Here is a 15,493-nt window from a genome sequence, read left to right on the forward strand (position 1 = left end):
CGGGAGTAGCGTCGAAGGTTGACAAAACTATAGGAACACCCAACGACCACTTTTTCTCCGTCCCCAAGGGATCATTATTGGACCGTCGATGTTTTGGTAATGCCAGCGAGCGGTCACCAGAGCGAACAAATTGGCATGAAAAGAGGACGGCATAGACCTTCTGGTCATGCCGTCCTCTTTGAATGACAAGTTGTCACTCTGGCGCCCGCGCAGCGTCGACCGGTCCGCCGTTCGTTAGAACGGCGGAACCAAAGGCGCAGCGTCGAGTGGTTACGCGGTTCGTAGAACCGCGTAACACCCTAGTTACATCAGCTCGCAGACAGCCGCCGCGAAGGCTACGGGGTCCTCGGGGAGGATGCCCTCGACCAGCAGGGCCTGATCGTAGAGCAAGCCGGAGTACTGCTTGATCTTATCGGCGTCGCCTGCCTTCTGGGCAGCGACAAGCTTGTCAAAGACCGGGTGTTTGGCGTTGAGCTCGAGCACGCGCTGGCTCTTGGGCATGCCGTCGGGCGCGCCCTCGGGCCCCTTCTGGAGCACCTTCTCCATCTCGAGCGAAAGCGGACCCTCGGTGGTGATGCAGGCGGGAGCGTCAGTCAGACGCGCAGAGACGGCGACCTTCTCGACCTTGTCGCCGAGCGCCTCCTTCATGGCGTTAAAGAGGTCCTCGTTTTCCTTGGTGGCGTCCTCGGCCTCCTTCTTCTCGTCCTCGGTCGCCAGATCAAGATCGCCAGTCGCGACGTTCTTGAGCTCCAGGTGACGATCCTCGACCTCGGGCTCGGCACCGTCGGCAACGGCCTTCTCGGCAGCCTCGCGGGCGGCGTCGTCTTCATAGATCTTAGGCATATCGGCGGCAACGTACTCACGCATAGCCTGGAACGTGAACTCATCCACATCCTGCGTCAGCAACAGCACGTCATAGCCGCGCTCGAGCACGCCCTTTACCACGGGCATCTTGGCCAAGCGCTCACGCGAGTCGCCGGCGGCGTAGTAGATGGCCTTCTGATCCTCGGGCATGCCCTTGGCATACTCGGCCAGGGTAATCATCTTCTGCTCCTTGGCAGACCAGAACAGTAGCAGGTCGGCGAGCTCATCGGCCTTCATGCCATAGCTCGAGTAGATGCCGTACTTAAGGCCGCGGCCAAAGTTCTCAAAGAACTTCTCATAGGCCTCGCGGTCGTTGTCGCGCATATCCTCAAGATCGGCGGTAATCTTCTTCTCCACGCGCTTGGCGATGGCCTTGAGCTGACGGTTCTGCTGCAGCGTCTCACGCGAGATGTTGAGCGACACGTCGGCAGAATCCACGACGCCGCGGACAAAGTTGTAGTAGTCGGGCAGCAGGTCGTCGCACTTCTCCATAATCAGAACGTTGGAGCTGTAGAGCGCCAGGCCCTTCTCGTAGTCCTTGCTGTACAGATCGAACGGCGCGCGGCCCGGCACAAACAGCAGCGCATCGTACTCAAGCGTACCCTCGGCATGGAAGCTGATAGTGCGCGCGGGATCGTCAAAGTCGTGGAACGTGGACTTGTAGAACTCGTTGTAATCCTTCTGCTCAACGTCGGAGCTGCGCTTTTTCCAAATCGGCGTCATGGAGTTGATGGTCTCGAGCTCCTGGTAGTCCTCGTACTCGGGCTTGTAGTCGTCGCCGGCGTCCTCGGGCTTGGGTTTCTGGCGGCTCTTGCTCACCATCATCTGGATCGGGTAACGCACATAGTTGCTGTACTGCCGAATCAGGCTCTTGAGGCCCCACTCGGTCAGGAAGCGATCGTAGGTCTCGGCCTCGCCGTCGGCGTCGAGCTTCTCGTTCTCGCGCAGCGTCAGGATGACATCGGTGCCGTGCTCGGCGCGCTCGCCGTCTTCGATGGTGTAACCCTCAAGACCATCAGACTCCCACACGTGAGCGGTGTCCTCGCCATAGGCGCGGCTGACAACCTTTACGTGGCTGGCAACCATAAAGGCAGAGTAGAAGCCCACGCCAAACTGGCCGATGATGTCGACATCGGAGCCCTGTTGCTCGGCGTTCTCGGTCTTAAACTCCTCGGAGCCGGAATGGGCGATGGTGCCCAGATTGCGCTCGAGCTCCTCGGCGGTCATGCCAATGCCGTTATCCGAGATGGTAATGGTGCGGGCGTCTTTATCAAAAGAGACGCGAATAGCCAGGTCGCCCTGGTCGAGCTTGACACTCGGGTCCTGCAGGCTCTTAAAGTTGAGCTTGTCGACGGCGTCGCTCGCGTTAGAGATAAGCTCGCGCAGGAAGATTTCCTTATTGGTGTAGATGGAGTTGATCATGAGGTCGAGCAGTTTTTTGCTCTCGGTCTTAAATTGACGCATGTGCAGTCCTTTCGCGCTACCCCCGTCCGCAAAAACGGCCCGGTTGCCCGAGCCGCATTGCAGACCTGCTATGTTCAGACTTAGATTTTATAACCCATTAGCGCGCATATATACATACGGAATCGAAAAACTGTATGTCCAAACGCTCTGATGCGCCAATTGCCAAGGAGTGTCCCCGACTGCCGGCAGGAAAGGAACGTCCCTATCTGCCATCTACGCGCTTGGCCATCCAAACATGGGGCTGGCCCTCGTCTTCGTAGTCCACCGGGGCAATCTGCGTGTAACCCGCCTTGGCATAGAGTGGTAGCACGTATTCCTGCGCATGCAGCTTAATGAGCTTGGCGCCGGCATCACGCGCGCACGTATCACTGGCCTCGACAATCTTGCTCGCCAAACCGCGACGGCGCATGCTCGGCAGCACGGCCACGCGCCCCATAATGTAGGTCTCCCCCGCCGCGACGCCTTCGTCCAAGTCGCACGCCGGCAAAACTGGGGCTTCGGCATCTGCCGCGTACTCCAGTTCCTCGGGAAACACGCGCGAGCAGCCGGCAAGCTCGCCGTCTACATAGAGTGTCACATGAATGCAGTTCGGATCCTCGTCGATAGCGTCGAACTCATTCTCGTAGCCCTGCTCGTCCATAAAAACGACGCGGCGCACCAACGCCGCGTCGTCAAAGCATCCCGTCTTAAGTTGGATATCCATAGCTGCCCTTTCATTCAACGCGAACGTTAGGGACAGATTTTAGCGAAAATGAGCTCCGCGCACGCTAAACTTCGCGCGAGCCTTCGCCAGACAGTCGTAATGACCCACGTTATGGGCATCGCTCGCGATGAAGCTGTACAGGTTCTGATCGAACAGGCGCTGTGCCGGCTTTTTCTCGCGACCAAAGCGACCGCCGGCAATAAAGTCCGCCGAAGCCTGCAGCTTGCAGCCCATATCGACCAGGCGCTCCGCCACGCTTACATCCTTTTGAACCGCACGACAGCGCTCAGGATGAGCGATGATCACCTGGTAGCCACGGCACTGCAAATCGTAAATCGTGTTCTCGTACTCTCTAAACGCATACGCATCGGCATGCGTCGAAAGCTCGAGCAGAAACTCGTTGGTCCCATCGAAATGCAAGTGATCCGCGGCATCGATACCAAGCTCAACGAGCTTTCGATGGTTGACCTCGAAGCCCATCTGGAGCGGAAAACCGTCAGCGTTATCGCGCAGCAGCTCAAAGGCATCCCACATCTTGTCGTAATCAAAATAGGGATCACGGCAGTGAGGAGTGCAAACGATTCTGGTTACACCGGCCCGCTTGGCAGCCTCGAGCATCGCCAAGCTCTCTTCGAGATCGGCGGCGCCGTCGTCTACACCCGGCAAGATATGGCAATGAATGTCACGCATAGGTCAGCCTTAATCAACTAAACGTTTGCTCGGCTGGTGAAGATGCCCTTTTTGGAAGTGCCCTGATCGTCGGAGCCCTTCTTAACCTTCTTACCGTCCTTGGTGTAGTAAGAATAGTAGTACTCGCTAGTCTCGGTCTCACAGTAATTCATGACGGTACCGATGAGCTTGACCTTCTCGGACTTCTTAAGCTGGGCGATAGCGTTGAGCGCCTCTTCGCGCTTGGTAAAGTCCTCGCGCACCACGAACAGCGCGCCGTCGGTCAGGCTGGCAATCTCGGCAGCATCGATGAAGGTGCCGACCGGAGGAGCATCGAAGATGACGTACTGGAACTTGGCAGACAGTGCCTTGACCAGCTTGGCAAAGCGATGAGAGACGATGATGTCGGCAGGATTGGGAATATGCGGCTCGGCATCGAGGAAGTAGAAATTCTTCTGACCTGTCTCGACAATCGCCTGGTCGATAGAAACCTGCTCGGACAGGACTGCATAGAGTCCGCCGCGGGAGCGGACGCCGAGCATATCGGCAAGGGACCTGCGACGCATATCAGCCTCGACCAGCAGGACACTCTTGCCGCTCGTAGCGATTGCCTGAGCAAGATTAATGGAAACCGTAGACTTGCCCTCGTTGGGAATCGAGGAGGTAACGGTGATGGTGCGAATGGGGTCGTCCACGCTCGCAAAGCGGATGTTGGCCAGAAGGGTCTTGGCGGCATTCTGCACAACGAGCTTATCGGTGTTCTTTGCCTTAGCCATGCCTATTTACCACCTTTCATAGCCGGAATTCGGCCAACAACGGGAATACCCAGGAGCTCTTCTGCCTCTTCGGCACCGCGGATGCGGGTATTGAGCATGTCTGCCAAAACGACATAGGCAACTGCGATAAAGATACCGGCGAGGAACGCGACGGCAATATACAGCGTGCGCTTGGGGCCGCTGGGGGCTTCGGGGGTCTTAGCCTCGTCGATAACGTTGATGCTCTGGGCAGCGCCGACGTTCTGAGCGACCGTACTCACCGAGCTGGCAATGGCCTTTGCGACCTCAGCCGTCTCCTTGGCATCGGTGCCGGTAACCGAAAGCGTAATGACACGCGTGGTGGTCTCGGAGGAAACAGACACCTTGTAGTCATCCAGATCGGTGAGGCCCAGTTCTTTGGCGGCGCCGCTCTTAACGCTATCGCTATCCAGCAGCGTGGCGATATCGTTGGAAAGCATCTGGCTCGCCGAGAGATCGTTGTAGCTCATCTGACCGCTATCGTCGGTCTTGGCGAGAATGTACATGCTCGTCGTCGCGGTATAGGTGTTGTCCATCGCAACGAAGGACACGATGCCCATGGCGATCGCGCAGACCACCGGAAGGGTGATGACCAGCTTGAGGTGCTTCTTCAGCAGCTGGAACAGTTCGAGAAGGGTCATGCAGCTTGCCTTTCATTTCCCCAGTTCGGATTGACAAAACTGTCCGTATGTTATCGCATCTTTTTACCGAGACCAAACTCTATACATAAGAAACAGGCTCTCCTGTAAAAATGTCGGAAGCAATCGTAAAATTGCACAACAACGCCGCACCCGAAAGTCAAATGCGGCGTCTACATCAATATCTATGTTGTATCGCTATGCGAATGGCTCGTCCTGCTGTATGGGAAACGTCACCGTAATGGTGGTTCCCACGCCCAACTCACTCGACAGATCGAGCGTGGCGTGATGATACAGGGCCGCATGCTTGACAATGGCAAGCCCCAGGCCGGTTCCGCCGCGTGCCTTGGACCTACTCTTGTCCACGCGATAGAACCGCTCAAATACCTTGCCTTGTTCTTCAGGCGCGATACCGATTCCCGTGTCGGCGACAGCGAGAAACGGATGGCCTTCGTCGTTGGTGCCGCACTGCAACGTAACCGTACCGCCGGGTCGATTGTAGCGGATGGCGTTGCTTGCCAGATTATAGATGAGCTCGTCGATCAAGCGCGACACGCCTTCGATGACCACAGGCTTGGTCTCATGACTTATCGTCACATTCGCTTGACGGGCGACCTGTTCAAGACGCTGCTCAACCGCGTAGATCGCACGCGAGAGCTCAATAGGTTCCGTGGACCCAATGGGCACCGCCTCGCCTTCAGTTGCACGTTCGGCCTCGTCCAAGTTAGACAGCGTAAGGATGTCGTTGACAAGCGCTGCCAAGCGGCCCGCCTCGCGATAGATGCGACCGCCAAAGTTGCGCAGGTCGTCCTCGCCCTCGACCATGCCGTTTGCGATGAGCTCGGCATAGCCCGAAATCGCCGTAAGCGGCGTCTTGAGCTCATGGGTGATATTCGCCGTGAACTCACGGCGCATACGGTCGTTGTCCGCTAGCACCGCCATTTGGCGCTTGAGTTCCTGGCGCTGCGACTCGATACGCTCAAGCATGGGGACCATCTCGGCATAGGCGTGCTCATAGCTACGGCGTGGGTGATCCAAATCCACCTCTTGCAACGGCGCGATGATGGCACGGGACTCACGGCGCGCCATAAAAAACGAGAGTACTGCACCCGCTGCTGCGATAAGCAGCATCGGCGCCAGCATCGACAGCAAAATCGCCGCAACGCCAGGCTGGGCCTGCGCCAAGCGAACGACCTGGCCGTTATCAAGGGTGACGGCGCGATACAGCATAATCTCGTCGAGTGTAGAGCTTGCGCGCTCCGCGGAACCCAAACCACTCTCAAAGGCCTCGATGACCTCGGGGCGATCGCCATGGTTGGGCAGTGTGGAAGGCGACGCCTCGTTGTCGTAGGCAACAGATCCGTCCTTATTGATCAGCGTGATACGAAGATCCTCGCGATCGAGGCTTCGCAAGAACGGAATGGGCTCCTGCTGCTCGTCGAGGGCGGCAGCAATGAGCTCAGTTTCCTGCGCCAGATTGGCACTCGTGGCATCCGCCAAAGTGTTTTGCACAAAGAACGCACCCAGCACCGTAAACGCCACGATAACCGCCATGGCGCAGACAAAGATCGTCACAAAAACGCGGTGCGACAGCGTATGTTTTCCCTGGGGGGCGAAGACCACGGGTTACTCCTCCGATGCGGTGGCCGCGGTGTCGTCGCCTTCGGCACCATCACCGGCAGAAGGCTCGGCCAGGCGATAACCCACGCCGCGCACGGTCTCGATGGCGCTGGCATGCTCGCCCAGTTTTTGGCGAAGCGTCTGCACGTGCACGTCAACGGTGCGCGAACCGCCGTCGAAGTCCCAGCCCCACACGCTCTGCAGCAACGACTCGCGGGTAAAGACCACGCCGGGCTTGCGCATGAGGTACTCGAGCAGGTCGAACTCGCGCAGGGTGAGCTTAAGCGGCTCGCCGGCAACGGTCACCTCGCGATGGCTGGGCGAGAGCACGATGTCGCCCACGCTGAGCACATCGCTCGCCTGCTTGACCATGCCGCCGCGACGCAGCAGTGCGCGGCAGCGGCTCGCAAGCTCCATGAGCGAAAACGGCTTAGTCAGGTAATCGTCGGCACCGCCATCGAGCGCCATCACCTTGTCGAGTTCGGTGTCCTTGGCGGTAAGCATCATGATGGGCACCGTCGCCGTCAGGCGATCGGCACGCAGGCGACGCATAATCGCCAAGCCATCGGTGTCGGGCAGCATGATATCGAGCAGCACAGCATCGGGCACCCGTCGTGCCACGGCAGCTTTAAACTCGCCATCACACGAAAAGCCCTCGGCCTCGATTCCCTGCTTGCGCAGCGCGTAGACTGTCAAATCCCTGATGTTGTCATCGTCCTCGACGTAATAGATCATGTTGAACCCCTTTGCGGCCGATATGACCGCATCTTAACCCTAAAGGCACCTGTAAAAGACAGCGTCAGCCAAAACGCCCCGTCAAATAATCCGCGGTGCGCGGATCGGACGGATTCTTGAAGAGTTGCGCGGTGGGCGCGTGCTCCACCAGCTCACCCAGCAAAAAGAACGCAACCGAATCGGAAATACGCGCGGCCTGCTGCATGTTGTGCGTCACGACCACCAGCGTGCAGGTCTCCTTGAGCTCGCAGGCCAGCTGCTCCACCACCAACGTCGACACAGGGTCGAGTGCCGAGGTCGGCTCGTCCATCAGCAGAATGTCGGGCTGCACGGCAAGTGCGCGGGCGATGCACAGGCGCTGCTGCTGTCCACCCGAAAGACCCAGGCCTGACTCTTTGAGCTTGTCCTTGACCTCGTCCCACAGGGCAGCGCGACGCAGGGAGTCCTCGACCAGCTCATCGAGCACGGCGCGGTCGCGCACACCCATACCGCGAGGACCGTAGGCGACGTTGTCGTAGATGCTCATGGGAAATGGGTTGGGGCGTTGGAACACCATGCCCACGCGCTGGCGCAAACGGCAGATGTCGCAATCGCCCAGGATATCTTGACCATCGAGCGCAATCTTGCCCTCGATGCGGCAATCCTTGATGCCGTCGTTCATGCGGTTAAAGCAGCGCAGCAACGTGGACTTTCCGCAGCCCGAAGGCCCGATGAACGAAGTGATCTGCTTGTCGCGGATCTTGATATTCACGTCCTTGAGCGCATGGTGATCGCCATAGAACAGGTCGAGGCCCTCGACATCGATGCGCGTCGGCGAGGCGGCAAGATCCTCTGCCGTGGGGCGAGTCGCATCCCCAACCTCGCGCTCATGCGCGGCCTCGGCCTGCGCTTCCATGAGTTCTTCAAGCTCCGTGGGCTCCACAGCCGCAGCAGCCGTCATACCGCATACCTCCATATCGATATCAATTCAGCAGTATCGATAGTAGGAATCGCGGCTCATACGCACGTGAGCACATTGTCAAGTGTTTGTAAGGGCACGCTGGCTATGCGGCGGGCAGCTCGATGGTGAATATCGTGTGTTCGGGCGTCGATTCACATGCAACGGTACCGCCGTGTGCCGCGATGATCTCCTTGGCAATAGCAAGGCCCAGACCGGCACCACCGCGATTGGTCGCACGCGCCGCATCCAGGCGATAGAACTTCTCAAAGATTACCTTGAGCTTAGCCGCAGGGATAGGATCGCCCTGATTGATAAAGCGCACGCGCACGCCACCATCGTCTTGGCGCCTGGCCTCAATCGTGATGGTCGAGCCCTCGTAGCTATAGGCGACGGCGTTTTTCATGATGTTGTTGAACACGCGGGCCATCTTGTCGCCATCCACGAGCACCGTCAGGTCCTCGCGAATATCAACTTGGGCTTCCTTATGCTGCTCGTTGAGGATGGGATAGAACTCGTCAGCCACCTGAGCCAGCAGCAACCCCAGATCAACATAGCCGCGCGTGAGCACGATATCGTGGAAGTCAAAGCGCGTGATATCGAAGAACTCCTCGATGAGCGCATCGAGCCGGTGCGCCTTGTCGAGTGCCACGCCCGTAAAGCGCGCACGTTGCTCAACCGGCAGCTCAGGAGCCTCTTGCAGCAGCGAAAGATAGCCCACCACACTGGCAAGCGGGGTGCGTAGGTCATGTGCCAAGTACGTGACCAAATCGTCCTTGCGATGCGACTCGTCACGCAGAGCTTGCTGCACCTTGCGCTCACGGTCACGCACGCGGTTAAGGGCGCCCTCGACCTCCAAGAAGTCGCCGTCGATGTTATCCCAGGTGTCGGGGTGATCGATCAGGCGATCTTGAATACGAGCGGCCAGCACACAATCGGCATGCTGCTCGCCCTGCTCGTAGCCATGGTAGTACAGGGCGCGGCCGCAAAAGAACAGCACGCACACGGCAAGCGCCAGCACAAAGCCAAGCATGTTGAATACAAAGCCGGCATCGAACAGCACTGGCCCTTCGATGCCGCCGAGCGCCATGGCGCCAATCGCCAACGTCATGGCCCACGCGGCACCGCCAATCACCACGCAACGGCGCACGATTTCGAATCGATCGATCAGCAAAAAGCCGACAAGCAGCACCGCTAAGACTCCGGCGATGTTGTCGATGCCAATCAGCAGCAGGCTCAGCAAAAAGAGCAGCACCGTCGCAAGCGCGCGGTTGTCGACGACTGCCCGTACGTATTCAAAGAGTCGATCGGGCACCTCGAATGCCTGCCTATCGTCTTTTGTCATATCCACTTCCCCACCATCAAAGGCGCTATTCGATTATGTAGCCGACGCCCCAGACGTTTTTGATAAAGCGCGGCTTTTGAGCGTCGTCGCCAATCTTTTCGCGCAGGTGGCGAATGTGCACCATCACCGTATTGTTGGAGCCGGGCATAAAATCCTCGTTCCACACCGCGCGGAACAGATCCTCCACGGCTACCACGCTGCCGCGATGCTCGACCAGATACAGCAAGATGGAATACTCGATGGGCGTGAGGCGAACCGGTGAACCGTCCACTGTCACGGAACGAGCATCGCGGTTGATCTCAAGGCCGTCGAGCTGGATGGTCGGCGACTCGGCCGCCTGCGCGCGGCTACCGTAGCTGGTGTAGCGACGAAGCTGAGCGTGCACGCGTGCGATGAGCTCAAGCGGACGGAACGGCTTGACCACATAATCGTCCGCGCCAAGCGAAAGGCCCTCGATCTTGTCTTGCTGGGCATCGCGCGCCGTCAGCATGATCACGGGATAGGTATGGCTGGAACGGATCGTACGTAGCAGCTCAAAGCCATCGATATCGGGCAGCATGACATCCAGCAGCGCCAGATCGAACTCCTGCTCCAAGATTGCCTTGGCAGCATCGGCCCCGCTATAGGCGACCTGTACGTCAAAGCCTTCTTTTGTAAGGTAGATACCAACCAAGTCGGCGATGGCCTTTTCGTCATCAACTACCAAAATGCGCTCGTTCATGCGTGCTCCTCTCGCGCTCCATTATGCCCGAGGGGGCGCATGCCACACACAACAAGCGTGGGTGATTAAGTCGGCCTTAAGCACCCTTGTGCCCGTTCGGGCGCGGATGTGGGCCACGCACGCACGCGATGATCGCCGACACCGGCAAACGATATACTCTAGTTCCAGAAGAGACCATCCCGTCGAAAGCGAAATCTGTGAAGTCCCTCATCTCTTTTGCAAAGCGCTCAGCCCAGCTTGCCGCCGGCTTTGTCTGCGCTATCGCCCTTGCCGCTGGCGTGCCCACCGTCGCCGGCGCCCAAGTGCTCACGACCGACAATGTTTGCGGCAAAACCGCCGATGCGCGCGGCATCACGGCCGAAAACCTGCCCGATATCGATGCGACCAATGCCCTCGTCATGGGCAAAGACGGCACCGTCTACTATGGGCGCGGCGCCGATGAGCAGGTCAAAATCGCCTCGATCACCAAGGTCATGACCGCAATCCTAACCGTCGAGAATTGCAAGATGGACGAGAAGGTCACGGTAAGCAACACCGCGGCCACCGTGGGTAATTCGACCGCCGGCTTGCTCGAAGGCGACGAGCTTACCGTGGAGCAGGCACTGCGCGGCCTGATGATTCCCTCGGGCAACGACGCCGCCATCGTGCTCGCCGAATATGTGGGCAAGAAGATCGACCCTAAGACCAAAGACGCCGAGGCCACATTTGTGAAGGCCATGAACGAGCGCGCTAAGAAGCTCGGCTGCACCGGTACGCTTTTTGAAAACCCGCATGGTCTGGACTTTGATGAGTGGGCTGGCGATATGCACTCAACCGCACACGACGTAGCGCTGATGATGCAGGAGGCCATGAAAAACGACACGATCCGCGAGGTCGTAGCGAGCGAGGATTCCTGGATCGAGGTCACGGGCGCCGACGGCACCGACCATTCGCATTCCATGGACACGCATAACTATTTGCTGGGCCAAGATGGCAACATCGGTGGCAAGACCGGCACTACCGACGATGCAGGCTATTGCTTTACGGGTGCCTACAACCGCGATGGCGACGAGGTCTACACCGTCGTTTTGAACTCCACCACCACCGACCAGCGCTTTACCAATACCGCAACCCTTGCCAATTGGTACTACGGTCACAAGGTGACGGTCGCGATTGCCAACACGCAGGAAAAGACCGCCAACGGCAACCCACTTATGGCGCGCATTGGCCAAACCGACTGGACGGATAAGACGATCGACGCCACACTCGCCGATCCCACGGCGCAAGCGACCGTGTTTTCCCTTGCCGGCGAGGTGACCGAAAAGGTTAGCTACGACGATCTTTCGGGCACGGTGCATGTGGGCGACAAGGTGGGCAGCATTACACTCAAGCAGGACGGCACCAAGATCGCCGTCATGGATTTGGTTGCCGACGAGGAAGGCTCGGGGCCGAATCCCATTGAGTGGCTACTCGTGAAACTCGATCGCTTGGGCCGTCGTATCGACAACCGCCCACTCACAGCCGAGAGCGAGACCGTCGCCAAGGCGCCCGAGGTGTAAGGTCGAAGAACAATACACTCGCTGAAAGGAGGCGTCCGAAAGGATGCCTCCTTTTTTGAGGGTTCGAATCCCCAGCCGCCATTCTTGATAATAAAAAGGGCCCCAAATGGGACCCTTCTTCAAATTCGTACTGGCGGAGAGCTGGGGATGTCCGGGCATGCTGCGCATGCCCTCCGGCTTCAAAGCCTGGCGGCTTTTCGCCCACGGGCTACAAACGCTTTCGCGTTTGCTTAACGCCCGTGCCCTCTCGGGTTCGAATCCCCAGCCGCCATTCTTGATAATAAAAAGGGCCCCAAATGGGACCCTTCTTCAAATTCGTACTGGCGGAGAGCTGGGGATTCGAACCCCAGATGCCCTTTTGGGGCATACTCGCTTAGCAGGCGAGCACCTTCGGCCTCTCGGTCAGCTCTCCGTAACAGCCGTTCTATAGTAACCAAACAGCCAAGGATGAGCAAGAGGAAATTTTCTAATTGCCTAGCAGCCTTTCCTCCTTGAAAGCTTCGCCTACCCCAGCGAGCGGTTGAGAGAGCCGAGCTCGTCGTTGCCCATGGTGCGCCACATTTGGAAGATGCAACCGCGTGCCAGGAAAAAGAAGCCGTTGTCGACCAGTTGCACAGCGGCATCGGCAAGCTGATTCGTCACGGCGGACACCGGCGGCAGCTCGAGTCCAGCCTTGCGGATGGTCTCGACCGCTTCCTCGAACGTCGGAGGCTCGCTGACGCCCATCTCGTTCATAAGACCCTGCATTTCTTCCAGCGCGCTGCTGCCCGACTCCTCGCCGCGCGGCACCAGACGGTAACAAGCCAGCGCCAGGTCGAGCTGATCGCAATTCCAATAGGCAAACGCCAAGCGATAGAACAGGTAGCCGATTGCAGAACGATCGCTGGCAATACGTAGGCCGTGGCGCGCCACCTCGATAATCTCGTCAAAGCGCTCCAGACGCGCAAGCACGTTGATGAGCGCAAAGTGCGACTGCATGGACGAGCGCGCCAGATCGTAAAGATGGCGCACCTCGGGCAGCGCTCGTTCAAAGTCCTCTTGCTCGGCGTAAAAGCTGCAGATCTCGTGCTGGGCAAAGTACAGCGCATCGGGCGCACGAAGGATTCGCACAGAGCGGTCTTCTTCCAACACCGGTAGCACCATGCGCACCAGCTGGTTATCGCAAAACTGCGTTTGAACCGGACCTGTCGCCAAAAGCTCGGCGACGGCGCACTTAGCCTCCAACTCCTCAACAAGACGGGAAAAGCCTTCAAAAGCACCTGTACGGTCGACTTTTGCCTGCTCGCGCAATTCAACAACACGGGCCACGTATGGGTCGTCGTCCTCTTCCATGACCTCCAGCTCGTCAGCCGTATCGGCAAGCAGTAGATCGCGCAGCGCCGGCGGCAGCATGCGATGGTCATCACGCGGACGAGCATGAACCTCCGCAGGTTCAATCGTCTCCGGAGCGGTTGACTCATATGCCTCAAGCACACGCTTGCACGGCATATCGTCCATGTCCATGCTCTCAAGATCCTTGGCGACAGGCACGCAATCGGCCAGATAGGCCGCGCGCCCAAAGAAATACGTTGCGACAACGCACTCGCCCTGCTCACTGTCGGGAGCAGCAATCTGCACATAGCAGCGCGTGATGCAGGTGCCCGCGGCAAAACACGCTGCCGCAAGCGTGAGCGCCACGCGCGCATCGTGCTCCGCAGCCCAGATCGCGCGCGTGTCCTCGTCCAACTCGCGCCAGGCGTCATCTTGAGCGTCGTATTCACGTTGTGGCATAGCATCAACGACAGACTGCCCAAACCGAACGAGCATGATCCCCTCGGCAACGTTTGCCCGATAGGTATAGTCGAGCCGCGTGACCACGTTAAGTGCCTCGACAATACGCGCGAAGCGGGTGCGCACGTCCCACTCACCGCCCGGCTGACACGCCACCGTCCCCGGTTTGCCCCACGGGTTATCGCTTGAGGCCGTATCGAGCAGTCGGGGAACATCGTTGGTCGTCTTGGCGATATGCCACGCATCAAAGAGCGCGCAGCCCTCAAGGCTCGGCGAGGATGCCGCGGGGACCAATCCGGCCCCGATGCGCTCAAGGATGCCGGAGAGGCGGTTGAGACGACACTCGATGGCAAGCAGCATGTCAATCTCGTCCTGGTCCAGCAAGCTGCGATCAAAATTGAGATAGAACAGCTTTGACCGGTCGATGCGCGCTAGGCTCATTTCGGACTTGGCGGCAATGGTGCGTAGATGGGGCAAGTCGACCTCGCTCATAAGGGCGGCGGCATAACGCTCGATACCGCTCGGATTCTCGGCATGGTCAACGCGGTAAAGCAGCGTCTCGATAGCATCGGGGAGCGGTGCCGTGTTAAAGCCCAAAAACACCTCGACCGGCTCGGGTAACTTTACGAGCTTGATCTTGTCGACAACGTTTTGCATGTCCGCATCGAGACCGTCGACGCCCGCCGTGTTCGCAATAGCGCTTTCGGAGTTGGCAAATATCACGTAGCGCAAGAACATCGAGGCCATGAACTCGCCGTAAGGAAGGGCGCGGGTCGAATTCCATGTCGCGCGGTCGGACTGCTCGCGCATGGGGCCTTCGGGAGAGCCAGAAGTTTGTGCGCACGCGTGCATTGCACCGTTGGCTTCCCTTACCATAATCTCACCAATACTGGAATCCGACTCGTCAAGGACCAGTTCCATGTCGGGATCGTTGGGCAGCGGAGCCTCGCTAACGGGACGGTCCACCTTGTACACCTCACCCGAAACGCTTACGTAGCCCAAAAGCGACACACGACTTTTGCCAACGAATTCGACGACATAACAAGATTCATGCTGATCCTCGCCAAAGAGTTTCCAGACCACGCCATACGAGCGTCCCGCTGGCTGCTCGGGCATCGCCGGAAAGCGCTTCTTGGGATCGAGAAACCTGAGCTTGTATGTCGGACGCTCTGCCACGAAATATCACCCTGATCGGTAGTTTGGAGAAGGAGTGGCCGCGGATGGGCCGCGATACCTACTCGGAATCTTACACGACCTAGTGAGAAATAGGTCCCTTGGGCAGAAGCACGCGATTCCAGTCGAGCGCGGTGCAAAAGAAAAGCCCCCGTTGCCGGAGGCTTTCAATCTCAAATGGTGCGGCGTATAGGATTCCGCGCATCCGCTTGCGCGGATCCGCCCCGGCTTCGGCCGCCTGCCGGCGTCCTCGCCCGCTCGCTGAAAACGCTCCGCGTTTTCTTGACGCTCGCGCCTCGACCGAGATTCGAATCCTTGCTCGGTTTCCTTAAAAGAAAAGCCCCCGTTGCCGGAGGCTTTCAACTTCAATTGGTGCGGCGTATAGGATTCGAACCTATGACGTTCTGATTCGTAGTCAGACCCTCTATCCAGCTGAGGTAACGCCGCGACTTGTTGATTATTATGCACATAGACTGAATAATGGTCAAGCATTTTTTCAAAAAAAGTTATTGAATTTGATTT

12 protein-coding genes and 2 tRNA genes are annotated in these 15,493 nt (G+C 58.4%); 1 reads left to right on the forward strand and 13 read right to left on the reverse strand.

Annotated elements, in window-relative coordinates; translation table 11 throughout:
* Positions 1-303 precede the first annotated feature (303 nt).
* From htpG to DWV58_RS06975, 10 genes are all read right to left on the reverse strand, one after another.
* Complete coding sequence (gene htpG / locus DWV58_RS06930; RefSeq protein WP_117776637.1) at positions 304-2,328, reverse strand: molecular chaperone HtpG; 2,025 nt, start codon at positions 2,326-2,328, stop codon at positions 304-306.
* Between the two features lie 202 nt (positions 2,329-2,530).
* A complete protein-coding gene (locus DWV58_RS06935) occupies positions 2,531-3,031 on the reverse strand; it encodes a GNAT family N-acetyltransferase (RefSeq protein ID WP_117776638.1) in 501 nt (166 codons plus the stop codon).
* 39 nt (positions 3,032-3,070) lie between these two features.
* A complete protein-coding gene (locus DWV58_RS06940; RefSeq protein ID WP_117776639.1) occupies positions 3,071-3,721 on the reverse strand; it encodes a tyrosine-protein phosphatase in 651 nt (216 codons plus the stop codon).
* A 17-nt stretch (positions 3,722-3,738) separates the two neighbouring features.
* Positions 3,739-4,476, reverse strand: coding sequence for a CpsD/CapB family tyrosine-protein kinase (locus DWV58_RS06945; RefSeq protein ID WP_117776640.1), 738 nt, complete (start codon positions 4,474-4,476; stop codon positions 3,739-3,741).
* Between the two features lie 2 nt (positions 4,477-4,478).
* Positions 4,479-5,135, reverse strand: coding sequence for a YveK family protein (locus tag DWV58_RS06950; RefSeq protein WP_055250503.1), 657 nt, complete (start codon positions 5,133-5,135; stop codon positions 4,479-4,481).
* A 195-nt stretch (positions 5,136-5,330) separates the two neighbouring features.
* Positions 5,331-6,755, reverse strand: a complete 1,425-nt coding sequence (locus DWV58_RS06955; RefSeq protein WP_117776641.1) for a cell wall metabolism sensor histidine kinase WalK — start codon at positions 6,753-6,755, stop codon at positions 5,331-5,333.
* A gap of 3 nt (positions 6,756-6,758) precedes the next feature.
* Positions 6,759-7,487 carry a response regulator transcription factor gene (locus DWV58_RS06960; protein WP_089572665.1) on the reverse strand — a complete coding sequence of 243 codons (729 nt, stop codon included), beginning with the start codon at positions 7,485-7,487 and terminating at the stop codon, positions 6,759-6,761.
* A gap of 64 nt (positions 7,488-7,551) precedes the next feature.
* Positions 7,552-8,427, reverse strand: coding sequence for a phosphate ABC transporter ATP-binding protein PstB (gene pstB / locus DWV58_RS06965; RefSeq protein ID WP_192934545.1), 876 nt, complete (start codon positions 8,425-8,427; stop codon positions 7,552-7,554).
* A gap of 103 nt (positions 8,428-8,530) precedes the next feature.
* Positions 8,531-9,769, reverse strand: coding sequence for a sensor histidine kinase KdpD (locus DWV58_RS06970; protein ID WP_117776642.1), 1,239 nt, complete (start codon positions 9,767-9,769; stop codon positions 8,531-8,533).
* Positions 9,770-9,794: 25 nt separating this feature from the next.
* Positions 9,795-10,490 carry a response regulator transcription factor gene (locus DWV58_RS06975; RefSeq protein WP_117628978.1) on the reverse strand — a complete coding sequence of 232 codons (696 nt, stop codon included), beginning with the start codon at positions 10,488-10,490 and terminating at the stop codon, positions 9,795-9,797.
* 197 nt (positions 10,491-10,687) lie between these two features.
* Between DWV58_RS06975 and DWV58_RS06980 the strand changes: the two genes are divergently transcribed.
* Positions 10,688-12,028, forward strand: a complete 1,341-nt coding sequence (locus DWV58_RS06980) for a D-alanyl-D-alanine carboxypeptidase family protein (RefSeq protein WP_158564540.1) — start codon at positions 10,688-10,690, stop codon at positions 12,026-12,028.
* A 321-nt stretch (positions 12,029-12,349) separates the two neighbouring features.
* Here DWV58_RS06980 and DWV58_RS06985 read toward each other — a convergent pair.
* The 3 genes from DWV58_RS06985 to DWV58_RS06995 form a co-directional block, all read right to left on the reverse strand.
* Positions 12,350-12,440: transfer RNA gene (locus DWV58_RS06985), tRNA-Ser, on the reverse strand.
* Between the two features lie 92 nt (positions 12,441-12,532).
* Positions 12,533-14,974, reverse strand: coding sequence for a lipopolysaccharide assembly protein LapB (locus DWV58_RS06990; RefSeq protein WP_117776644.1), 2,442 nt, complete (start codon positions 14,972-14,974; stop codon positions 12,533-12,535).
* Between the two features lie 367 nt (positions 14,975-15,341).
* Positions 15,342-15,418, reverse strand: a tRNA-Arg gene (locus DWV58_RS06995).
* Between the last annotated feature and the right edge of the window lie 75 nt (positions 15,419-15,493).

Source organism: Collinsella sp. AF11-11 (genome assembly GCF_003465485.1).
Lineage (GTDB): Bacteria > Actinomycetota > Coriobacteriia > Coriobacteriales > Coriobacteriaceae > Collinsella.